Source organism: Streptomyces sp. NPDC001153, from assembly GCF_053598315.1.
This window is the reverse complement of record NZ_JBSFJZ010000011.1, coordinates 1-20,405: the sequence shown is the minus strand read 5'-3', so window position 1 is coordinate 20,405 and position 20,405 is coordinate 1. Positions and strand designations below refer to the sequence as shown.

The following is a 20,405-nucleotide window of genomic DNA, read 5'->3' as shown; positions in this document are numbered from 1 at the left end:
CTCAGATCACCCGGGGACGGCCCAGCCGGGTCGGTCAGATCACCGGAGGCCGGCCGAGCCGGGTCAGCCGCCACACCGTGCGCCAGCGCATCGGGCGGCGCGGACCGCACGGAGCGGTCCAGCCCTCCTTGAACCCGCCGAACCACGCCTTCAGGGCGGGTCCGGAGGGGCGGCGCAGCAGGGTGAGCAGCAGCCAGACCCCGAGGTAGACGGGAACCAGCAGAACGGGGAGGTTGCGCCGGGCCAGCCAGACGCGGTTGCGGGCGACCATGCGGTGGTAGACCGCGTGCCGCGAGGGCGCGGTCGTCGGGTGGTACAGCACCATGTCCGACCGGTAGTCGATCATCCAGCCGGCATCGAGGGCCCGCCAGGCCAGGTCGGTCTCCTCATGGGCGTAGAAGAACTCGTCCGGCAGGCCGCCGACCTCGGCGAAGACCCGGGTGCGGACGGCGTTGGCGCCGCCGAGGAAGGTGGTGACCCGGGAGGAGCGCATCGGGTCGGAGGCGCGCAGCCGGGGCACATGGCGGCGCTGGGTCCGACCGGTCTCCGGGTCGGCGATGCGGAAGCTGATGATGCCGAGCTCGGGGTCGGCCTCGAAGGCCTCGCGGCACAGCTGGGCGGTGTCGTGGCGGGCGAGCAGACCGTCGTCGTCGAGGAAGAGCAATATGTCGACATCCCGGCCGCCGGGCCCGAAGGCCTCTATGCCGACGTTGCGGCCGCCGGGGATGCCCAGGTTCTCCGGCAGCTCGATCGTCCGTACGCCCTCGGGCACGTCCGGGACCGGCGAGCCGTTGCCGACGACGACCACCTCGACGGGGTCGCCGTCCTGCTTGGCGACCGAGTCGAGCAGGGCCCGCAGTTCCTCGGGCCGGTTGCCCATGGTGATGATGACGGCGCCGACCCGCATGGCCGCGCTCACTTCAGCCTGCTGGAGGCGAGGATGGACACCAGGTGCAGCAGGGTCTGCAGCAGCGCGATGCCGGCCAGCACCGCGACACCCAGCCGGGAGAAGTACAGGTCGCCGCGCACCTGGTCGACGATCGCCAGGACCAGGATCAGCAGGGACGCCTCGATGCCCAGGATCAGCCGGTGGAACTTCAGGGCGGCGGCGGCACGGCGGGCCAGCGCCATGCCGGAGGAGCGCATCTCGGCGGCGGCCTCCTTGACCGGCGGCTTGCCGGCCTGGTGGCGGGCGACGCCGACCAGGTCGGTCTCGGCCTTGATGAGAATGGCGCCGAGGGCGGCCAGCGTGCCGAGGAAGGCCCACAGCCAGCCGATACGGCCGCCTCCCCACAGGTCGGCGGCGCGCAGGCCGAAGCCGGTGAGCACCGCGGCGTCGGTCAGGTAGGCGCCGACCCGGTCCAGGTAGACGCCGTTCAGCGAGTACTGCTTCTTCCAGCGCGCGATCTCGCCGTCGACGCAGTCCAGCAGCAGGTACATCTGGACGCACACCACGCCGAGCACGGCGCCCGGGATCCCCGGCACCAGGAGTGCCGGGGCCGCGAGCACGCCGAAGACGGTCATCAGGTACGTGAGCTGGTTGGGCGTGACCCTGGTGTTGACCAGGTAGCGGTCGACCCGCAGGGACACCTCGCGCATGTAGAGGCGTCCCATCCAGTGCTCACCGCTGCGCCGGTCCTTCACCCCCGCGGGGTGGACGACCGGACGGAGTTCAGCTACCGATGGCCTTGACATAGTCGGCGTAGGTGTCCTTGATCTGGTTCGTCTTGAGGTCGAGGTGTTCGAGGATCGTGTAGCGGCCGGGGCGGGTCTCCGGGGCGAACTCCACCGCGCGCACGAACTCGTCCACGGTGAAGCCGATCTCCTCCGGCAGCACGGGCAGCCCGTGCCGGCGCAGCACCTCGGCCGTGTGGACCGCCTCCTCGTGCGCCCCGCGCAGGTACATCGCGAAGGCCGCGCCCAGTCCGCACTGCTCGCCGTGGGCGGCCGCCCGCTTGGGGAACAGCAGGTCGAAGGCGTGGTTGATCTCGTGGCAGGAGCCGGAGGACGGCCGGGAGTCGCCGGAGATGGACATCGAGATACCGCTGAGGACCAGCGCCTCGGCGAGCACCTGGAGGAAGTCGTTGTCGCCGATGCCACCGGGGTGCCGCAGCACCGCCTCGCCCGCCTGGCGGGCCATGGCCGCGGCGAGACCGTCGATCTTCTCGCCGTTGACCCGGTTCGACAGCTCCCAGTCCGCGACCGCGTTGATGTTGGAGATCGCGTCGCCGATGCCGGCCCGGACGAAGCGGGCCGGTGCCTCGCGGATCACGTCCAGGTCGATGACGACCGCGATCGGGTTCGGCACACCGTAGGAGCCGCGCCCGGCGTCGTTGTCCAGCGTCGCCACCGGCGAGCACAGGCCGTCGTGCGCGAGGTTCGTCGGCACGGCGACCAGGGGCAGGCCGACGCGGGCCGAGGCGAACTTGGCGCAGTCGATGATCTTGCCGCCGCCGAGCCCGACCACCGCGTCGTAGTGGCCGGACTTCATCTCGCCGGCCAGCCGGATCGCGTCGTCGAGGGTGCCGCCGCCGACCTCGTACCAGGAGGCACCCGGCAGCGAGGGGGCGATGCGCTCGCGCAGCTTGGCGCCGGAACCGCCGCTGACGGCGATGGCGAGCCGGCCGGACTGCGCGATGCGCTCGTCGGCGAGGACGCCGGCCAGGTCGTCCAGGGCACCCGGGCGGATGTCCACGACGACCGGTGAGGGAATCAGCCGGGTCAGTAGCGGCACGAGATCTCCCGTCCCTTGGCGAGGTCGTCGTGGTTGTCGATCTCGACCCACTGGACGTCACCGATCGGCGCCACGTCGATCCGGAAGCCGCGGTCGACCAGCTCCTGGTACCCGTGCTCGTAGAACTGCTGCGGGTCGGCCTCCCAGACCGTCTTCAGCGCGTCGGCCAGCTCGGGGGCGGCGTCGCCCTCGATGAGCGTGACGCCGATGTACTCGCCGGTGGCCTCGGCCGGATCCATCAGCTTGGTGATCTTCGTCATGCCCTTCTCGGGGTCGACGACGACCTTCATCTCCTCGTCCGCGAGGGACTTCACGGTGTCCAGCGCGAGGATGATCTTCTTGCCTTCGCCACGGGCGGCGAGCAGGGTCTTCTCGACGGAGACCGGGTGCACGGTGTCGCCGTTGGCGAGGATCACGCCGTCCTTGAGGGCGTCCCGGCCGCACCACAGGGAGTAGGCGTTGTTCCACTCCTCGGCCTTGTCGTTGTCGATGAGGGTGAGCTTCAGGCCGTACTTCTGCTCCAGGGCCGCCTTGCGCTCGTACACGGCCTCCTTGCGGTAGCCAACGATGATCGCGACCTCGGTCAGGCCGACCTCGGCGAAGTTGGCGAGGGTGAGGTCCAGCACGGTCGGCTCGCCCTCCACGCCCGCGGGCCCCACCGGCACCAACGCCTTGGGCAGGGTGTCGGTGTAGGGGCGCAGACGCCGTCCGGCGCCGGCTGCCAGCACGAGGCCGATCATGCGGGTTCTCCTTCATCGTGTACGGCTGGGGCCCCTGCGGAGACCCAGAAACGGATGCTCTCGACGAGCACCACGAGGGCAACGGCCACGGCGAGGACCGTGAGCGCGACCGTGAACTGCGAGGCGGTGAGGAGCGCGGCAAGGACGGTGACGAACAGCGTCCGCCCTTCGTGCCCCCCGATGGCACGCACCAGCCAGGCCGGGGGCGCGCCGGCGTTGCCGCGGATGCGGTACACCGTGTCGTAGTGATGGTAGGCGACGGCGGCCACCAGGCCGAAAGCCGCAGGAAGGGCACCGTTTACCGCTGCTTTACCGGCCAGGGCGAGCACGGTGCCGTACTCGGCGGCCCGGAAGAAGGGCGGGACCAGCCAGTCGAGGGCGCCCTTGAGCGGGCGGGAGACGGCGAGGGCCGAGGCGAGGACGTAGAGCAGGGCGCCGAGCACCGGCAGGAGCGAGCCGGGGCCGGTGAGGGCGGAGCAGGCGACGACCGCGGCGCCGCCCAGGAACGCGACCGCAGGCACGGCGAGACCGCGCAGACCCCGCCTCACCACCCGCCGTACGGCATCGCCGAGCGGACCGGAGTCGGTGAGGTCCGCCAGCGCCCGGGCGGCCCGGTCGGTGCGCCGGGCCTTGCGGGTCAGCGAGCGCAGTACGCGTCCGGCCGTGGTGTAGGTCGCCGCGCAGGCGCAGCCGACGAGCAGCGCGTAGAAGGTGATGCGCGGGGTGGTGGCCGCGGTGAGGACCGCGATCAGCGCCCAGCGTTCGCCGATGGGCAGCACGATCATCCGCCGTAGCCACACCGTCCAGCCGACGCTGTCGAGCCTGCCGGAGAGGGCGGCGGTGGGGCTGGTGTTGGCGGTGGCGTCGTGGTTGGCCTCGTTGAAGGAGAAGTCGACCACATGCCGGCAGGTCTGCAGGACCATCGCGCCGAGGGCGAGGGCCCACACGTCGTCATGGCCGTCGCCCCGGGCCGCTCCCAGCGCCAGGCCGGCGTAGTAGGCGTACTCCTTGGCCCGGTCGAAGGTGGCGTCGAGCCAGGCACCGAGCGTGGAGTACTTCAGGGCGTAGCGGGCGAGCTGGCCGTCGGTGCAGTCCAGCACGAAGGAGGCGATCAGCAGCACGCCGGCCGCGACGAAGCCGACGCGGGTGCCGGTGGCCGCGCAGCCCGCGGCTATCAGGGCGGTGAGCAGGGAGGCCGTGGTGACCTGGTTCGGGGTCAGGCCGCGACGGGCGCACCAGCGGGCGAGGTGGCGCGAGTAGGGGCTGATGAAGAACGTGGTGACGAAGCCGTCGCGGGACTTCACCGCCGACTTCAGGCGTACGGCCTCCTCGTCGACGGCGGCGACGGCCTGCCGTGCCTCGTTGCGGGCCTGCGGGTCGGCGGGGACCGCGGCGACCAGAGTGCCCAGCTCCGGCCGGTGCACCTCGCAGCTGTCGGCGTCGAGGGCGGTGACGACGCACTCGGCGAGGCTGTCCACGGCGAGCGCGATGCCGCCGCCGACGGAGGTCTCGCGGGCCACGGCCCGGGTCAGCGCCTGCCGGGCCTCCGGCTGTGCGGTGACGGCGCCGGGGATCGCGGAGAGCGGGAAGCGCGGGTCGCCCAGACCGAGGCGCAGGGCGTGCCGGTGGCCGACGAAGCGGGCGTCGACCAGGGCCACCCGGTCCTCGGCGGGTGCGGCGGCGAGCAGGGTCTCCGCCTCGGCGGCGTCCGCTGCCATCCGGACGTCGAAGCCGAGCGACCGCAGATCGTTCTCGAGCGACGATCCGGGGACCGGCTGACCGGTGACGATGGCGGTCGGCAACCGAACTCACTCCCTGGGCGCCGGCGCGGTGGCACCGGTCTCGTGCGTGATGGGGCGCCCTGCCAGCGGCACCCGGGCGGCATGTCGGCAGAGGCTATCGGATGGGCGGGAGCCCCTGTTCACCGGCCGTTCACGGCCCGGCCCACGGAGCCGGCCCCGGCCTTTGCCGCGATCATCATCGGGGATCGGGGGCCCGGCCACAAACCCGGCGGCCCCAGAACCGGGCGAAGCGCCCGGAAGGGGCACGGGGCCGAAACGACATGCGGCTACCGCCGCGTGGGCGCGACCGGCCACACACGACCCGCACCCGGCACACGGCATCGCCTCCCGAGCGCTGCCCCGCATAGGCTGAACAACCATGACGTGGCTGATCACCGGCGGAGCCGGATACATCGGGGCGCATGTGGCACGGGCCATGACCGGCGCCGGAGAGAAGGTCGTGGCCCTGGACGACCTGTCGGCGGCGGTGCCCGCGCGGCTGCCCTCGGACGTCCCGCTGGTCGAGGGCTCGACGCTGGACGGGGACCGGCTGAAGCGGGTCTTCCAGGAGTACGGCGTGACCGGCGTCGTGCACCTCGCGGCACGCAAGCAGGTCGCCGAGTCGGTGGCGCAGCCCACCCGCTACTACCGGGAGAACGTCGGCGGACTGGCCACGCTGCTGGACGCGGTCGCCGGGGCGGGCATCCGCCGGCTGGTGTTCTCCTCTTCGGCGGCGGTGTACGGCAACCCGGACGTGGACCTGATCACCGAGGACACCCCGTGTGCGCCGGTGAACCCCTACGGCGAGACCAAGCTGGCCGGTGAGTGGCTGGTACGGGCGGCCGGGAAGGCACACGGAATCTCCACGGTGTGCCTGCGCTATTTCAACGTGGCGGGTGCGGCGGCGCCGGAACTCGCGGACACCGGCGTGTTCAACATCGTGCCGATGGTCTTCGACCGGCTCACCCGCGACGAGGCCCCGCGGATCTTCGGTGACGACTATCCGACGCCGGACGGCACCTGCATCCGCGACTACATCCATGTGTCCGACCTCGCCGAGGCCCACCTCGCCGCGGCGCACCGGCTCGCCGACGGCTCCCTGTCCGGCGACCTGACGCTGAACATCGGGCGGGGCGAGGGCGTCTCGGTGCGCGAGCTGATCACGGTCATCGGGGAGGTCAGCGGCGACCGCCGGGAGCCGCTGGTGGAACCGCGCCGCCCGGGGGACGCGCCGCGCGCGGTCGCCTCGGCCGAGCGGGTCGCCGAGGAGCTGGGCTGGCGGGCCGGGCGCGGGGTGCGCGAGATGGTGGAGTCGGCCTGGCAGGGCTGGCAGCTGCACCACGGGCACTGAGCCGCCGGGCCGGTACGCCTGAGCCGCCTGGCCGGTACGCCTGAGCCGCCTGGCCGATACACCTGGGCCGCCTGGCCGATACACCTGATCCAGGGGGCCGAGCCTGCGGGCCGCGCCGGGGGCCGCGCCGCACCCACCCTGACCTGCGTAACGTTTCCGCAGGTCAGGGCACATGACAACGGTGTTCAATGCCGCGTTGCCCTATACCCCCCACCCGTAGTTCACTGGGGCCTGCCGAACGGATACGGAAGGGCGGATGTCATGGGGGCAGGGCACGACCACGGGCACGCGCACAGCCACGCGCCACCCACGGGTACGGCCGCGGCAGCGTACCGGGGGCGGCTGCGGATCGCGTTGGGCATCACGCTCACGATCATGGTGGTGGAGGTCGTCGGCGGCCTGACCGCGGACTCCCTGGCGCTGATCGCGGACGCGGCGCACATGGCGACCGACGCGGTGGGCCTCGTCATGGCGCTGCTCGCGATCCACTTCGCCAACCGCCCGCCGAGCACCAACCGCACCTTCGGTTACGCCCGCGCCGAGATCCTCGCCGCCCTGGCCAACTGTGTGCTGCTGCTCGGGGTCGGCGGCTACGTCCTGTACGAGGCCATCGAGCGGTTCATGACGCCCGCGGAGACCCGCGGCGGCCTGATGATCGTGTTCGGTCTGATCGGCCTGGTGGCGAACTCGGTCTCACTGACCCTGCTGATGCGCGGGCAGAAGGAGAGCCTGAACGTGCGCGGCGCCTTCCTGGAGGTCGCCGCCGACGCGCTGGGCTCGTTCGCGGTGCTGGTCTCGGCGGCGGTGATCCTGACCACCGGCTGGCAGGGCGCCGACCCGGTCGCCTCGCTGGTCATCGCCGTGATGATCGTGCCGAGGACCCTGAAACTGCTGCGCGAGACGCTGGACGTGCTGCTGGAGGCGGCTCCGAAGGGCGTCGACATGGCCGAGGTGCGGGCGCACATCCTGGCGCTGGACGGCGTGGAGGACGTACACGACCTGCACGCGTGGACGATCACCTCGGGCATGCCGGTGCTGTCGGCGCATGTGGTGGTCAGCTCGGACGTGCTCAGCGCCAGCGGCCACGAGAAGCTGCTGCACGAGCTGCAGGGCTGCCTCGGCGACCACTTCGACGTGGCGCACTGCACCTTCCAGCTGGAGCCGGGCGGGCACGCGGAGCACGAGGCACGGCTGTGCCACTGACGGGGTCGCACAACCGTTCGACACCCGGCCCGGACGGTTCCGTGATCTCCTGACCGGGCACGATGATCTACCGGGTCCACCTTCCGGTGCCGCGCCGCGCGCGGACGTGTGGGGAAGTGCCGGGAGTGCCGGATTCGTACGGCAGACTTGGGGTGCGAAGACCGAGGCGAAGGATGGGTATGCCGATCACACCTGCCACCGCGACGCACAGCTCGTCGAATGGCACCGCAGAGGCGATTTTGCTGGAACTGGTCGACGAGAAGGGTGTGACGATCGGCACGGCGGAGAAGCTCGCCGCCCACCAGCCGCCGGGACAGCTCCATCGCGCGTTCTCGGTGTTCCTCTTCGACGAACAGGGTCGGCTGCTGCTCCAGCAGCGGGCGCTCGGCAAGTACCACTCCCCCGGTGTGTGGTCCAACACCTGCTGCGGCCACCCCTACCCGGGCGAGGCGCCGTTCGCGGCCGCGGCCCGGCGCACGTACGAGGAGCTCGGCGTGTCCCCGTCGCTGCTGGCGGAGGCGGGTACGGTCCGCTACAACCACCCGGACCCGTCCTCGGGCCTGGTCGAGCAGGAGTACAACCACCTGTTCGTCGGCCTGGTTCAGGCACCGCTCGCGCCGCATCCGGAGGAGGTCGCCCAGACGGTCTTCGTGACGGCCGCCGAGCTGGCCGAGCGGCACGCCCGCGACCCCTTCTCGGCCTGGTTCATGACCGTCCTGGACGCCGCCCGCCCCGCGATCAGGGAGCTGACGGGCCCGTCCACAGGCTGGTGACCGGCGCCCCCGGCAGCACCGCGGGCCTGCGGCGCCAGGCGGTGTCGGCGGGCCTGCGGCACTACTCCATCTCGTCGGTGGGTCTGCGGCGCTACGACGGTTTCGGCGGGTCAGCGGCGGCACGACGGTGTCAGTGGGTCAGCGGCGCCACGACATCTGGTCGGCGGGCCTGCCGTTCAGTAGTCCCGCCGGCCGACGGGGCCACGGCAGTCTCGCGGATCTGCAGCGGGACGCAGGTTCGCGGCCCGGCAGTGCCGCGGCAGTCTCGCGACCCCGTGGGGCAACGGCACTCTCACCGGGCTCGGGGCCACGCAGTGTCACGGGAATGGAGTTCGGCAGCCTCGTCGGCCTCGGGGCCGCGGCACTCGCGGCCGTCTCGCGGGCGTGCTAGGGCAGCGTCGTGGGCTTGAGCGGGAGGGCGGCCCAGATGACCTTGCCGCCGCTCGCGGTGTGCTCGACGTCGACCGTCCCGCCCGCCTCCCGCGCCACCTCACGGACCAGCAGCAGGCCCCGCCCACCGGTCTGGCCGTGGTCGGCCTCCAGGGCGGTCGGGCGGTAGGGGTGGTTGTCCTCCACGGACACCCGCACCCACTCGGCCCCGACGGCGACCTCCACGGCCAGCATGGGCGACAGCAGCGCCGCGTGCCGTACCGCGTTGGTGACCAGCTCGGAGACGATCAGCAGCAGGCCGTACACCAGCTCGTCGGAGACCGGCACGCCCTGGCGCAGCAGCAGGTCCCGTACGGCGTGCCGGGCCTGCGGGACCGAGGCGTCCACCGCGGCGGCGGTGAACCGCCAGACGCCTTCGTACGGCAGTGGGTCGGGCGGCCGCTCGGCGCCCCACGCTGGGCACGGTCCGTCGCCGCGCCCGTGGTTGTCCATCGTCCGGTCGCCACCCTCGCGCTCGATTGTCACCACACGTCGAGTGTTGGTAACGACCCGCTCCGGCCCACAGGACTGAACACAAGTCAGCGAGTATCGAACGGTTTCTGACCGAGTGCGTATGACACGGTCACGTGTGTGGACTGTTCCTGTCGTCCCGGACGCCGGTTCGCGAACTAGTCGGGTCGTACGGGTTTGGGCTGCCCCCGTTCGGAGACGAGACCGACGACACGGCGCCCACCGTAGCCGGTGGCCACGAGGCCGAGGCCGTCGAAGAGCAGGGCGAGCGAGATGAAGGCGCCGATGACGTACTGGCTGCTGCTCGGCCAGGAGCCGAGGACCAGGATCCCGAGCAGCAGGTCGAAGCGCCGAGGAGCAGGGTCCAGCCCAGCTGCGGTCCGCGCACGACCAGGCCGCCGACCAGCCGGAAGATCCCCGCGGAGAGAAACAGCAGCGCGGCGAACATGGTGAGCGCGGCGGCCGCGGCGTGCGGCAGGCGGATGACGACGACGCCGGCCGCGATGTTCAGGGCGGCGACGATGACACCGAGCCAGAAGAAGCTGGTGCCGCGGGCCTGGATCGCGTGCAGCAGACCGACGATCCCGCCGATCAGCAGCAGCCAGCCGAACAGCAGCATCGAGGTGAGCGTGGCGGCCGCGGTGTAGACGAGTCCGACGATGCCGGCGAGCACGAGGAGCACACCCAGTGCGGTGAGCCAGCTGAAGCCGCGGTGGAGTTTCGTCGCGCTGTCTCTGCGTGTGCCGGCCCTGGCCATCGCCGCCTCCTCGGTCCACGCCGTGCACCACCCCCCTCCCCTTTTGTCCCCATTGGCGAGGTTTCCTAACGCGCGCGTGGGCCTTCCCGCACCTCCGCACGCGTCGGACCCCCCGATACGATCCGCGCATGGAGCCCCAGCTGTCGCACCGCATCGAAGGCGCTGTCGCCACCGTCGTCATCCAGAATCCGGCCAAGCGCAACGCCATGACCGCCGGGATGTGGCGGACCCTCCCGCCGCTGCTGGACGAGCTGGCGCGCGACCCCGGCGTACGGGCGCTGGTGCTCACGGGTGAGGGCGGCACCTTCTGCGCGGGCGCGGACATCAGCACGCTGCAGGGCTCCCCGGAGGAGGCACAGGGACTCGCCGTGGCGGCCGAGGAGGCGCTCGCCGCGTTCCCCAAGCCGACCGTGGCAGCCGTGCGCGGGCACTGTGTGGGCGGCGGGGCACAGCTCGCCGCGGCCTGCGATCTCCGCCTGGCGGAGGAGGGCACGCTGTTCGGGGTGACTCCGGCGCGGCTCGGCATCGTGTATCCGGCCTCCTCGACCCGCCGCCTGGTCTCGCTGGTGGGGCCGGCCACCGCCAAGTACCTGTTGTTCACGGCCGAGTTGATCGACACCGGCCGGGCGCTGACCACCGGGCTGGTGGACGAGGTGCTGCCGGAGGGTGAACTGGACAAGCGGGTCGCGGAGTTGGCCCGGGTACTGGTCTCCCGTTCGCAGCTCACCCAGGCCGCCGCGAAGGAGTTCGCGGGCGGCCGTACCGACCGGGACGCCCACTGGGCGCGGGCGGCCCGCGGCAACCCCGACACCGCGGAAGGGGTCGCCGCGTTCCTGGAGCGCCGGCAGCCGCGCTTCGGCTGGAGCGTGTCTACGTCAGGATGAAACGGCTCCGCGCCCGCAACTGCTCGACGAGACGGGCGGGTGCCTTGCGCGGGGAGCCGGCGGCGTAGGGCGGCTGCGGGTCGTACTCCGTGGCGAGCTGGAGGGCCTGGGCGTGTTCGTCGCCGGCGATGCGGCCGGCCAGGGTGAGGGCCATGTCGATGCCGGCGGAGACACCGGCCGCGGTGACGTACTTTCCGTCTGCCACCACCCGCTCCTCGGCCGGTTCGGCGCCGAACCGCTTCAGCTGGTCGAGCGCCAGCCAGTGCGAGGTCGCGCGCCGGCCGTCCAGGAGGCCTGCGGCGGCCAGCAGCAGCGAGCCCGTGCACACCGAGGTGGTCCAGGTGCTGGTCGCGTCGGCATCGCGCAGCCAGTCCAGCAGGGGCCGGTGCTCCATCAGGTCGCTCTGCCCCGGGCCGCCCGGGACGACCACGAGGTCCGGCCGCGTGACCTCGGCCAGCGAGCGGTCGGCGACGACCCCGAGCGCACGGGTGTCGGTGCGGACGGGGCCGGTGCGCTCGGCGACGAACACGGTCTCGGCCCCGGGGAGGCGGGAGAGGATCTCGTACGGGCCGACGGCGTCGAGGGCGGTGAACCGGTCGTAGACGACGATGGCGATCTGCATGGTGGTCCCTTCGGTGGTCGCAGCGGCGTTGCGTGACGGGGTTCAGCGGTTTCCGCACAGCCGTTCGCGCCCGCTCAGCCCACCTGGGCGGGCAGGGGCCGATGCGGGCGTCCGTCGGCGATGGCCGGGCGGAAGCGGCGGCGGTACTCGGCCGGGGCCGTGCCGAGGGTCTTGACGAAGGCGCGGCGCATGGCCTCGGGGGTGCCGTAGCCGCTGGCACGGGCGACCTCCTCGATGTTGTCGGGGGTGTCCTCCAGCAGGCGACGGGCGTGTTCCAGGCGGACCCTGTCGACGTAGCGGCCGGGGGTCATGCCGGTCTCCTCCCGGAAGGCGCGCGCGAAGTGGCGCGGTGACAGCCGGGCCCGGGCGGCGAGCGCCTCGACGGTCAGGTCACCCGCCGGGTGCTCGGTGATCCAGCGCTGGACCTCGCGCAGCGGAGCGCGCTGCGCGGTCTGCGCGGCGAGCTGGGCGCTGAACTGCGCCTGGTTGCCGGGCCGGCGCAGGAAGACGACCAGGTGCCGGGCGACGGCGAGCGCGACGTCCCGGTCCAGGTCCTCCTCGACCAGGGCGAGGGCCAGGTCGATGCCTGAGGTCACCCCGGCCGACGTGGCGACGCGCCCGTCCCGGACGAAGATGGGCTCCGGGTCCACGGCGACCGCCGGGTGGTCGCGGGCGAGCTTGTCGCAGTAGGCCCAGTGGGTCGTCGCCCGTCGCCCGTCCAGGAGACCGGCGGCGGCGACCAGGATGGCGCCCGTGCACACCGAGACCAGACGCGGGACGCGCGGTCCGCGGGCGCGCAGCCAGTCGACCAGCCGGGGGTCGGGGTGGCGCGTGCCCTCGCCGCCCGGCACCAGCAGGGTGTGCGGGTCGGCGGCGGTGAGCGCCTCGTCCGGTACGAGGGTCAGGCCGCTGGACGTGCGCACCGGGCCGCCGTCCAGGGTGGCCGTACGGATCCGATACGTGCCCGGCGTGTGCTTCTCGGCGCCCGCGAACACCTCGAGCGGCCCGGTGACGTCGAGGCTCTGGACGCCGTCGAAGAGGACGAAGAGGAGCGTGCGCTGCGGCATGTCTCCGATTCTTCGCTGACGGGCCGATGGCCGCAATGACGCGTTTCCCACCTTTTCTGCCATGCTCGCACATGAGGGCCCGCCGGTGCGATGCCCGGAGTCCGCCGCAGGCAAAAGCCGGGCCGGAGAAACGGCCCGGCGGCCCGCCGAGGGGCCGCCCTGATCCCCGGTTGTCGGTGTCACCTGCCACAATTGCCGCGCAACCTCAGTGGAGAAGGCGGTACGGGATCGTGACGACACCCGGGTCCATCGAAGCAGGATCCATCGAAGGCAGGATCGCCGAGGAACTCGGCGTACGGGAGCGGCAGGTGAAGGCCGCGGTGGAACTGCTCGACGGCGGTTCGACGGTGCCCTTCATCGCCCGCTACCGCAAGGAAGCGACCGAGATGCTCGACGATGCGCAGCTGCGCACGATCGAGGAGCGGCTGCGCTATCTGCGGGAGCTGGAGGAGCGGCGGACCGCGATCCTGGAGTCGGTGCGCGAGCAGGGCAAGCTCACCGAGGAGCTGGAGGCCCGCATCCGCGGCGCCGAGACCAAGGCGCGGCTGGAGGACATCTACCTCCCGTACAAGCCCAAGCGGCGCACCAAGGCGCAGATCGCGCGCGAGGCCGGTCTGGAGCCGCTGGCGGAGGGCCTGCTGAGCGACCCGGCGGTGGAGCCGCTGGCGGCCGCCGCCGCGTTCGTGGACGCCGACAAGGGCGTCGCCGACCCGCAGGCCGCGCTGGACGGGGCGCGGGCGATCCTCACCGAGCGGTTCTCGGAGGACGCCGACCTGATCGGCGAGCTGCGCGAGCGCATGTGGGTGCGCGGGCGGCTGGCCGCGAAGGTGCGGGAGGGCAAGGAGGAGGCGGGCGCCAAGTTCGCCGACTACTTCGACTTCGCCGAGCCGTTCACCGAGCTGCCCTCGCACCGCATCCTCGCGATGCTGCGCGGCGAGAAGGAGGAGGTCCTCGACCTCGTCCTGGAGCCGGAGGAGCCGACGGAGGGTCCATCGTCGTACGAGGGCATCGTCGCGCACCGGTTCGCGATCGCCGACCGTGGCCGACCCGCCGACAAGTGGCTGACGGACACGGTCCGCTGGGCCTGGCGCACCCGCATCCTCGTCCACCTCGGCATCGACCTGCGGCTGCGGCTGCGCACGGCCGCGGAGGACGAGGCGGTGAACGTCTTCGCGGCGAACCTGCGCGACCTGCTGCTGGCCGCCCCGGCCGGCACGCGCGCGACGCTGGGCCTGGACCCCGGTTTCCGTACGGGCGTGAAGGTCGCCGTGGTCGACGCGACCGGCAAGGTCGTCGCCACGGACGTGATCTATCCGCACGTCCCGGCCAACAAGTGGGACGAGGCCCTCGCCAGGCTGGCCCGGCTCGCGAAGGAGCACGCGGTCGAGCTGATCGCGATCGGCAACGGCACGGCCTCCCGCGAGACCGACAAGCTCGCCGGTGAACTGATCACCAAGCACCCGGAGTTGAAGCTCACCAAGGTGATGGTGTCCGAGGCGGGCGCGTCGGTGTACTCGGCCTCGCAGTACGCCTCGCAGGAACTGCCGGACATGGACGTGTCGCTGCGCGGCGCGGTCTCCATCGCCCGGCGGCTGCAGGACCCGCTGGCCGAACTGGTGAAGATCGACCCGAAGTCGATCGGCGTCGGCCAGTACCAGCACGACCTGTCCGAGGTGAAGCTCTCCCGCTCGCTGGACGCCGTGGTGGAGGACTGTGTGAACGGCGTCGGCGTGGACGTCAACACCGCGTCCGTGCCGCTGCTCTCGCGGGTGTCGGGCATCTCCTCCGGTCTCGCCGAGAACATCGTGGCGCACCGGGACGCTAACGGCCCGTTCACGTCCCGCTCCGAGCTGAAGAAGGTGGCGCGGCTCGGCCCGAAGGCGTACGAGCAGTGCGCGGGCTTCCTGCGCATCCGCGGGGGCGACGACCCGCTGGACGCGTCCAGCGTGCACCCCGAGGCCTACCCGGTGGTCCGCCGCATGGTGAAGACCACGGGCCAGGAGGTCGCCTCCCTCGTCGGCAACACCGGTGTGCTGCGCTCGCTGCGGCCCGCCGACTTCGTGGACGACACGTTCGGTCTGCCGACCGTGACGGACATCCTGAAGGAGCTGGAGAAGCCGGGCCGCGACCCGCGTCCCGCCTTCAAGACGGCCACTTTCAAGGAGGGCGTGGAGAAGATCTCCGACCTGTCCGCCGGCATGGTCCTGGAGGGCGTGGTGACGAACGTGGCCGCGTTCGGCGCGTTCGTGGACGTCGGTGTCCACCAGGACGGCCTGGTGCACGTCTCGGCCATGTCCAAGACGTTCGTCAAGGACCCGCGGGATGTCGCCAAGCCCGGTGACATCGTCAAGGTGAAGGTCCTCGACGTGGACATCCCGCGCAAGCGGATCGCGCTGACCCTGCGCCTGGACGACGAGGCCGTGCCGCAGGGACAGGGCGGCGGCCGGCAGCAGCGTGGCGGCGGCGCCCGGCCGCCCCAGCAGCGGCAGGCCGGCGGCCAGGGCCGGCGCGAGGGCCGCGGCGGAGACCGGGGCGGCGACCGGGGCGGCCGCCCGACCCCGCCGCCCGCCAACAGCGCGATGGCGGACGCGCTGCGCCGGGCGGGCCTGCTGGACCCCAAGAAGCGCTGACCCGGGGCTCCAGCCGCATCCCTTCGGTCTCGGTCGGCCGACAAGGCGCCCTCCCTGCGGAGGGCGCCTTCGTCCAGTACCTGGAATTCGGTGGACCGTGATCACCCGGTCGGCAGACTGGGCCCATGACGGATCCCAAGGACGACCTGCGGGTCTACCTCCAGGACGCCCGCGACGTACTGCTGTGGAAGCTGGACGGCCTGCCGGAGTACGACATCCGGCGCCCCCTGACGCCCACCGGCACGAACCTGCTGGGCCTGGTCAAGCACCTCGCCGGCGCCGAGGCGCTGTACTTCGGCGCGGCCTTCGGCCGGCCCTTCGCCGGTACGCCCCTGTGGTTCACCGGTGACGCGGAGCCGGACGCGGACCTGTGGGCGCGGGCCGACGAGACCCGGGAGGACATCGTCGGCCTGTACCGGCGGGCCTGCGCCCACTCGGACGAGACCATCGCGGCACTCCCCCTGGACGCGCTCGGCCGGGTGCCGGGCGCACCGGGTGAGACGACCCTGCACCGGATCCTGACCCACATGGTCGCCGAGACCCAGCGGCACGCCGGACACGCCGACATCGTGCGGGAGCTGATCGACGGAGCTGCGGGGCAACGGCCGGACGGTCTCAACGTGGCGCCCCACGACCCCGAGCACGTCGGCCGGGTCGAGCGAGCGGCGAGAGAGGCCGCAGCAGCAGCGCCCTGAGCGGCGCGGGGAACCATACGACCAGCCACGGCGCGCCCGCGGAGGATGAACGGCAGATCGCGGCACCCCCAGCCGAAAGCTACCGCTCCGTCACCTTCCCGTCCGCCACCTCCAGCCGCCGGGTCACCCGGACCGCGTCCAGCATGCGCCGGTCGTGGGTGACCAGGAGCAGGGTGCCCTCGTAGGAGTCGAGGGCGGACTCCAGCTGTTCGATGGCGGGCAGGTCGAGGTGGTTCGTCGGCTCGTCCAGGACGAGGAGGTTCACTCCCCGGCCCTGGAGCAACGCGAGGGCGGCGCGGGTGCGTTCGCCCGGGGAGAGGGTCGCGGCCGGGCGCAGGACGTGTTCGGACTTCAGGCCGAACTTGGCGAGCAGGGTGCGGACCTCGACCGGCTCGGTGTCGGGGACGGCCGCGCAGAAGGCGTCCAGCAGGGTCTCGGGGCCGTGGAAGAGCTTCCGGGCCTGGTCGACCTCGCCGACCAGGACGCCCGAACCGAGCGCCGCGTGCCCCGAGTCGAGCGGGACACGGCCGAGCAGCGCGCCCAGCAGGGTGGACTTGCCGGCGCCGTTGGCCCCGGTGACGGCGACCCGGTCCGCCCAGTCGATCTGCAGGGACACCGGCCCGAAGGTGAAGTCGCCGCGCCGGACCTCGGCGTCCCGCAGGGTCGCCACGACCGCTCCGGAGCGCGGGGCGGCGGCGATCTCCATGCGCAGGTCCCACTCCTTGCGCGGCTCCTCGACCGTCTCCAGGCGCTCGATCATGCGCTGGGTCTGCCGCGCCTTGGCGGCCTGCTTCTCGCTGGCCTCGCTGCGGAACTTGCGGCCGATCTTGTCGTTGTCGTTGCCGGCCTTGCGCCGGGCGTTCTTCACACCCTTGTCCATCCAGGCCCGCTGGATCTGCGCGCGCTCCTGGAGGGCGGCCCTCTTGTCGGCGTACTCCTCGTAGTCCTCGCGCGCGTGCCGGCGGGACACCTCGCGCTCCTCCAGGTAGGCGTCGTAGCCGCCGCCGTAGAGGTTGATCTGCCGCTGGGCCAGGTCGAGTTCCAGGACCTTGGTGACGGTGCGGGTGAGGAACTCGCGGTCGTGGCTGACGACGACCGTGCCGGCGCGCAGGCCGGTGACGAAGCGTTCCAGGCGCTCCAGGCCGTCGAGGTCGAGGTCGTTGGTGGGCTCGTCCAGGAGGAAGACGTCGTAGCGGGACAGCAGGAGCGAGGCGAGTCCGGCGCGGGCCGCCTGGCCGCCGGACAGCGCGGTCATCGGCTGGTCCAGGTCCACGGCGAGGCCGAGCGAGTCGGCGATTTCCTCCGCGCGCTCCTCCAGGTCGGCGCCGCCGAGGCCGAGCCAGCGCTCCAGGGCGGTCGCGTAGGCGTCGTCGGCGCCGGGTGCCCCGTCCACGAGTGCCTGAGTGGCCTCGTCCATGACACGCTGGGCCTCCGTGACCCCCGTACGACGGGCCAGGAACTCCCGGACGGTCTCCCCCGGCCTGCGCTCCGGCTCCTGCGGCAGATGCCCGACGGTCGCGGCCGGCGGGGACAGCCGCAGTTCGCCCTGTTCGGGCGGGGTGAGTCCGGCGAGCAGCTTCAGCAGGGTGGACTTGCCCGCGCCGTTGGCACCGACGAGACCGATCACATCGCCGGGCGCGACGACGAGGTCCAGCCCGGAGAAGAGGGAACGGTCGCCGTGCCCGGCGGCGAGGTTCTTGGCGACGAGGGTGGCAGTCATCAGGACGCCGATCCTAATGGGCCGGACACCCGCGTCTCAGCCCGGTTTCCGGGTGGGCTCGCCATCGCGTCTCAGCCCGGCTTCCGAGTGGGCCTGCCGTCACGGCTCAGTCGCGTGTACCGGTGGCCCGGCCCGCATCCCGGTCCCCGTTTCCCCGTGACCTGCCCCGCGTCTCACGGCCCCCGTTTCCCGTGACCTGCCCCGCGTCCGACGGCCCCGTTTCCCGCACCCGCCCCCGCACCTCCTGCCCCCATGTCCCCGTGGGCCCGGCTCACACCCCAGCCCCGCTTCCCCAGGGCCCACCCCCGCAACGCACGACCCCGATTTCCCCCGTGACCCGCCCCCGCGTCTCACGGCCCCAGGTCCCCGGTGCGCCAGCCCTCACACCTCACCCCGCCTCCCGATACCCCGCCCCCGCAACGCACGACCCCCGCCTCCCCTGGGCCCGCCCTCACACCTCAACCCCGTCTGCCGCCCGTGACCGGTGCCGTGAGGACGCCTCCCGTCGTGCGGGCGACCACGTACGACTCCCCCTTGACCGCCTTCGGGTCCAGCGGGATGCGGTGCCGGCCGGGTTCCAGGACGCCGTCGAACACCTCGCGGGTGTGGGTGCGGTAGAGCCGGTCGATGCGGTAGGCGGTGAGCCGTACCCGGCAGGCCGAGGTCACCTCGACGTCCGCGGTGCCGTCGGCGACGGCCAGCCCCACGAGCCGGCGCTGCGGGAGCGGGCCGCGGTCGAGGGCGTGCTCGATCTGGGCGACCAGCAGGGGCACGATCGGGGCCAGGCCGTCCACCCGGGCGATGTCGACCCCGGCGCGCTCGAAGGCCTCCATCACGGCGGCTCGATCCTCCTCGCCGACGGCGCGGCCGAAGGCGACCGCGCCGTAACCGCGCAGTTCCTCGGCGGGGACGGCCCGGGCGTCCTGGGTGATGTCGGCGCCGATGCCGATGGTGCGCAGCGCGGCGGCCAGCTTGGCCAGGACCGCGACCCGGGCACCGATGAGCAGCACGCGCCGGCGCGGCGCGGCGGAGCCCTCCATCAGGGCGCCGAGTGCGGCGCGGTACTCGGCGCCGTGGAAGCGGAACGGCCCTATGCCGTGGTATCCGTTCAGTTCGAGATCGGCGTGCTCGTCGGTCTGCCAGGCGAAGTCCCGCCAGATGTAGTCCTCGCCGTCGCGCTCGATGACGGCGGTGACCGCCCCGCAGCCCAGGTCCGCGCACTCGGGACAGCCGTAGATGACGAACCGGCCGTCGGGGAGCGGCGGTTCGGCCTCCAGGAGCAGTGCGCGCACCTGCGCGGTGAAGATGGCGGGCGGGACGTCCGAGGCGAGCGGGGAGACGGCGTCCAGGTCGGACAGCCGGAACAGCAGCGGACGGCCGTCCACGACGAAGTCCACGAAGTCGCGGTGGACCTGGTAGCCGCCGTCGGCGAGCACACCGCCGGCGCGGATCGCCGGTGCCAGGTCGAAGGTCGCGTATGCGGCAGACATAGTGTGAGTATCCCCACACCGGCACGGATGTGAGCGCGGCATGACAGAGTCGTGCGGACAGGGCCTATCGTCCTGGCGTGGACAGCGAGCCGAGTGACGAAGTGATCGTGGTCGGGAGCGGGGTCACCGGGCTGACGACGGCCGTGGTCATGGCGGAGTCCGGGCGCCGGGTACGGGTGTGGGCGCGGGAGCCCGCCGAGCGTACGACCTCGGCGGTCGCGGGCGGCCTGTGGTGGCCGTACCGCATCGAACCCGGGCCGCTGGTCGGCACATGGGCGCTTGCCTCCCTCGCCGTGTACGAGGGGTTGGCGGACCGGCCGGACGAAACGGGCGTACGCCTGGTCGACGGCGTACACCGGGGGACCCGGCTGGACGAACTGGGCACCTGGGCGGGCCGGGTGGCGGGACTGCGGGCGGTGGCCGACGGTCTCGCGGCGCGGCTTCCGGTGATCGACATGCCGGTGCATCTGGCGTGGCTGCGGGAGCGGCTCGCGAAGGCGGGAGGCGTGGTCGAGGCGCGCGAGGTGACCGACCTCGCGGGGGTGCCCGCACCGGTCGTGGTCAACTGCACGGGGCTGGGCGCGCGTTCGCTGGTGCCGGACCCGGCGGTGCGTCCCGTGCGCGGGCAGCTGGTGGTCGTGGAGAACCCGGGGATCACGACCTGGTTCACCTCCGTCGACCATTCCTCCGACCACTCCTGCGAGACCTCCACGTACTTCATCCCGCAGCCGGGCGGGCTGCTGCTCGGCGGTACGGCGGAGGAGGACGACTGGTCCCTGGAGCCGGACCCGGCCACCGCCGCGGCGATCGTGGCCCGGTGCGCGGCGGTCCGCCCGGAGATCGCGCGGGCGCGGATTTTGGACCACCGGGTGGGGCTGCGGCCGGCCAGGCACGCGGTACGACTGGAACGGCAGCCGCTGCCGGACGGCCGTGTGCTGGTGCACAACTACGGCCACGGCGGGGCCGGGATCACGGTGGCGTGGGGGTGCGCACGGGAGGCGGCCGGGCTGGCGTTCCCGGCCGCCTGAAAGGTGCCCGCGGCCCCGCGCCCCCCGAGC

17 protein-coding genes and 1 pseudogene are annotated in these 20,405 nt (G+C 72.6%); 7 read left to right on the top strand and 11 right to left on the bottom strand.

Annotated elements, in window-relative coordinates:
* Nucleotides 1-34 precede the first annotated feature (34 nt).
* From ACWDEN_RS14500 to ACWDEN_RS14480, 5 genes are read right to left on the bottom strand one after another with little or no spacing between them, the layout of a single operon-like run.
* Nucleotides 35-907 carry a glycosyltransferase family 2 protein gene (locus ACWDEN_RS14500; RefSeq protein WP_351611744.1) on the bottom strand — a complete coding sequence of 291 codons (873 nt, stop codon included), beginning with the start codon at nt 905-907 and terminating at the stop codon, nt 35-37.
* An 8-nt stretch (nt 908-915) separates the two neighbouring features.
* Nucleotides 916-1,695: a CDP-alcohol phosphatidyltransferase family protein gene (locus ACWDEN_RS14495; RefSeq protein WP_450859154.1), complete on the bottom strand. Its 780-nt coding sequence runs from the start codon at nt 1,693-1,695 to the stop codon at nt 916-918.
* Nucleotides 1,673-2,734, bottom strand: a complete 1,062-nt coding sequence (locus tag ACWDEN_RS14490) for an iron-containing alcohol dehydrogenase family protein (RefSeq protein ID WP_351611703.1) — start codon at nt 2,732-2,734, stop codon at nt 1,673-1,675. The genes ACWDEN_RS14495 and ACWDEN_RS14490 overlap by 23 nt, the downstream gene beginning before the upstream one ends.
* Entirely contained in the window at nt 2,722-3,474 is a 753-nt protein-coding gene (locus tag ACWDEN_RS14485; RefSeq protein ID WP_450859152.1) for a phosphocholine cytidylyltransferase family protein, read from the bottom strand. The genes ACWDEN_RS14490 and ACWDEN_RS14485 overlap by 13 nt, the downstream gene beginning before the upstream one ends.
* Nucleotides 3,471-5,276: a DUF5941 domain-containing protein gene (locus ACWDEN_RS14480; protein WP_450859150.1), complete on the bottom strand. Its 1,806-nt coding sequence runs from the start codon at nt 5,274-5,276 to the stop codon at nt 3,471-3,473. Before ACWDEN_RS14480 ends, ACWDEN_RS14485 begins: the two co-directional genes overlap by 4 nt.
* A gap of 358 nt (nt 5,277-5,634) precedes the next feature.
* Between ACWDEN_RS14480 and galE the strand changes: the two genes are divergently transcribed.
* The 3 genes from galE to idi all read left to right on the top strand — a co-directional run bounded on the left by galE (nt 5,635) and on the right by idi (nt 8,582).
* Nucleotides 5,635-6,606 (top strand): UDP-glucose 4-epimerase GalE, encoded by a 972-nt coding sequence (gene galE, locus ACWDEN_RS14475; protein WP_450859148.1) that lies wholly within the window; start codon nt 5,635-5,637, stop codon nt 6,604-6,606.
* Nucleotides 6,607-6,867: 261 nt separating this feature from the next.
* Nucleotides 6,868-7,809: a cation diffusion facilitator family transporter gene (locus ACWDEN_RS14470; protein WP_450859146.1), complete on the top strand. Its 942-nt coding sequence runs from the start codon at nt 6,868-6,870 to the stop codon at nt 7,807-7,809.
* A gap of 179 nt (nt 7,810-7,988) precedes the next feature.
* Entirely contained in the window at nt 7,989-8,582 is a 594-nt protein-coding gene (gene idi / locus ACWDEN_RS14465) for an isopentenyl-diphosphate Delta-isomerase (protein WP_351611717.1), read from the top strand.
* 387 nt (nt 8,583-8,969) lie between these two features.
* Here the strand turns inward: idi and ACWDEN_RS14460 are convergent, their stop codons facing one another.
* Nucleotides 8,970-9,464 carry an ATP-binding protein gene (locus ACWDEN_RS14460; protein WP_351611747.1) on the bottom strand — a complete coding sequence of 165 codons (495 nt, stop codon included), beginning with the start codon at nt 9,462-9,464 and terminating at the stop codon, nt 8,970-8,972.
* Between the two features lie 176 nt (nt 9,465-9,640).
* Nucleotides 9,641-10,239, bottom strand: a pseudogene (locus tag ACWDEN_RS14455) (HdeD family acid-resistance protein).
* A gap of 128 nt (nt 10,240-10,367) precedes the next feature.
* Here ACWDEN_RS14455 and ACWDEN_RS14450 point away from each other — a divergent pair.
* Nucleotides 10,368-11,123, top strand: coding sequence for an enoyl-CoA hydratase/isomerase family protein (locus ACWDEN_RS14450; RefSeq protein WP_450859145.1), 756 nt, complete (start codon nt 10,368-10,370; stop codon nt 11,121-11,123).
* On the opposite strand, the gene ACWDEN_RS14445 is transcribed toward ACWDEN_RS14450, so the two are convergent.
* The gene (locus ACWDEN_RS14445) at nt 11,110-11,745 is read right to left on the bottom strand and encodes a DJ-1/PfpI family protein (RefSeq protein WP_450859143.1); all 636 of its coding nucleotides are present in this window, start codon (nt 11,743-11,745) and stop codon (nt 11,110-11,112) included. The two genes, ACWDEN_RS14450 and ACWDEN_RS14445, sit on opposite strands and share 14 nt — an antisense overlap.
* A 74-nt stretch (nt 11,746-11,819) precedes the next feature.
* The gene (locus ACWDEN_RS14440) at nt 11,820-12,812 is read right to left on the bottom strand and encodes a GlxA family transcriptional regulator (RefSeq protein WP_450859141.1); all 993 of its coding nucleotides are present in this window, start codon (nt 12,810-12,812) and stop codon (nt 11,820-11,822) included.
* A gap of 230 nt (nt 12,813-13,042) precedes the next feature.
* Here ACWDEN_RS14440 and ACWDEN_RS14435 point away from each other — a divergent pair, with 230 nt between their 5' ends.
* Both ACWDEN_RS14435 and ACWDEN_RS14430 read left to right on the top strand, forming a co-directional pair.
* Entirely contained in the window at nt 13,043-15,442 is a 2,400-nt protein-coding gene (locus ACWDEN_RS14435; RefSeq protein WP_450859139.1) for a Tex family protein, read from the top strand.
* A gap of 125 nt (nt 15,443-15,567) precedes the next feature.
* Nucleotides 15,568-16,137, top strand: a complete 570-nt coding sequence (locus ACWDEN_RS14430) for a DinB family protein (protein WP_351623357.1) — start codon at nt 15,568-15,570, stop codon at nt 16,135-16,137.
* A 79-nt stretch (nt 16,138-16,216) separates the two neighbouring features.
* Here the strand turns inward: ACWDEN_RS14430 and ACWDEN_RS14425 are convergent, their stop codons facing one another.
* Nucleotides 16,217-17,857 (bottom strand): ABC-F family ATP-binding cassette domain-containing protein, encoded by a 1,641-nt coding sequence (locus ACWDEN_RS14425; protein WP_450859136.1) that lies wholly within the window; start codon nt 17,855-17,857, stop codon nt 16,217-16,219.
* A 458-nt stretch (nt 17,858-18,315) separates the two neighbouring features.
* Nucleotides 18,316-19,347, bottom strand: coding sequence for an oxidoreductase (locus ACWDEN_RS14420; protein ID WP_450859134.1), 1,032 nt, complete (start codon nt 19,345-19,347; stop codon nt 18,316-18,318).
* A 101-nt stretch (nt 19,348-19,448) separates the two neighbouring features.
* Here ACWDEN_RS14420 and ACWDEN_RS14415 point away from each other — a divergent pair, with 101 nt between their 5' ends.
* Nucleotides 19,449-20,375, top strand: a complete 927-nt coding sequence (locus tag ACWDEN_RS14415; RefSeq protein WP_450859358.1) for an NAD(P)/FAD-dependent oxidoreductase — start codon at nt 19,449-19,451, stop codon at nt 20,373-20,375.
* Nucleotides 20,376-20,405 lie beyond the last annotated feature (30 nt).

What these genes read in the sequence shown, in the direction of transcription:
- ACWDEN_RS14485 (WP_450859152.1), bottom strand. Translation starts at nt 3,474, where the DNA reads ATGATCGGCCTCGTGCTGGCAGCCGGCGCCGGACGGCGTCTGCGCCCC.
- ACWDEN_RS14430 (WP_351623357.1), top strand. Translation starts at nt 15,568, where the DNA reads ATGACGGATCCCAAGGACGACCTGCGGGTCTACCTCCAGGACGCCCGC.
- ACWDEN_RS14495 (WP_450859154.1), bottom strand. Translation starts at nt 1,695, where the DNA reads ATGTCAAGGCCATCGGTAGCTGAACTCCGTCCGGTCGTCCACCCCGCG.
- ACWDEN_RS14440 (WP_450859141.1), bottom strand. Translation starts at nt 12,812, where the DNA reads ATGCCGCAGCGCACGCTCCTCTTCGTCCTCTTCGACGGCGTCCAGAGC.
- ACWDEN_RS14450 (WP_450859145.1), top strand. Translation starts at nt 10,368, where the DNA reads ATGGAGCCCCAGCTGTCGCACCGCATCGAAGGCGCTGTCGCCACCGTC.
- ACWDEN_RS14425 (WP_450859136.1), bottom strand. Translation starts at nt 17,857, where the DNA reads ATGACTGCCACCCTCGTCGCCAAGAACCTCGCCGCCGGGCACGGCGAC.
- ACWDEN_RS14445 (WP_450859143.1), bottom strand. Translation starts at nt 11,745, where the DNA reads ATGCAGATCGCCATCGTCGTCTACGACCGGTTCACCGCCCTCGACGCC.
- ACWDEN_RS14500 (WP_351611744.1), bottom strand. Translation starts at nt 907, where the DNA reads ATGCGGGTCGGCGCCGTCATCATCACCATGGGCAACCGGCCCGAGGAA.
- ACWDEN_RS14460 (WP_351611747.1), bottom strand. Translation starts at nt 9,464, where the DNA reads ATGGACAACCACGGGCGCGGCGACGGACCGTGCCCAGCGTGGGGCGCC.
- idi (WP_351611717.1), top strand. Translation starts at nt 7,989, where the DNA reads ATGCCGATCACACCTGCCACCGCGACGCACAGCTCGTCGAATGGCACC.
- ACWDEN_RS14470 (WP_450859146.1), top strand. Translation starts at nt 6,868, where the DNA reads ATGGGGGCAGGGCACGACCACGGGCACGCGCACAGCCACGCGCCACCC.
- galE (WP_450859148.1), top strand. Translation starts at nt 5,635, where the DNA reads ATGACGTGGCTGATCACCGGCGGAGCCGGATACATCGGGGCGCATGTG.
- ACWDEN_RS14420 (WP_450859134.1), bottom strand. Translation starts at nt 19,347, where the DNA reads ATGTCTGCCGCATACGCGACCTTCGACCTGGCACCGGCGATCCGCGCC.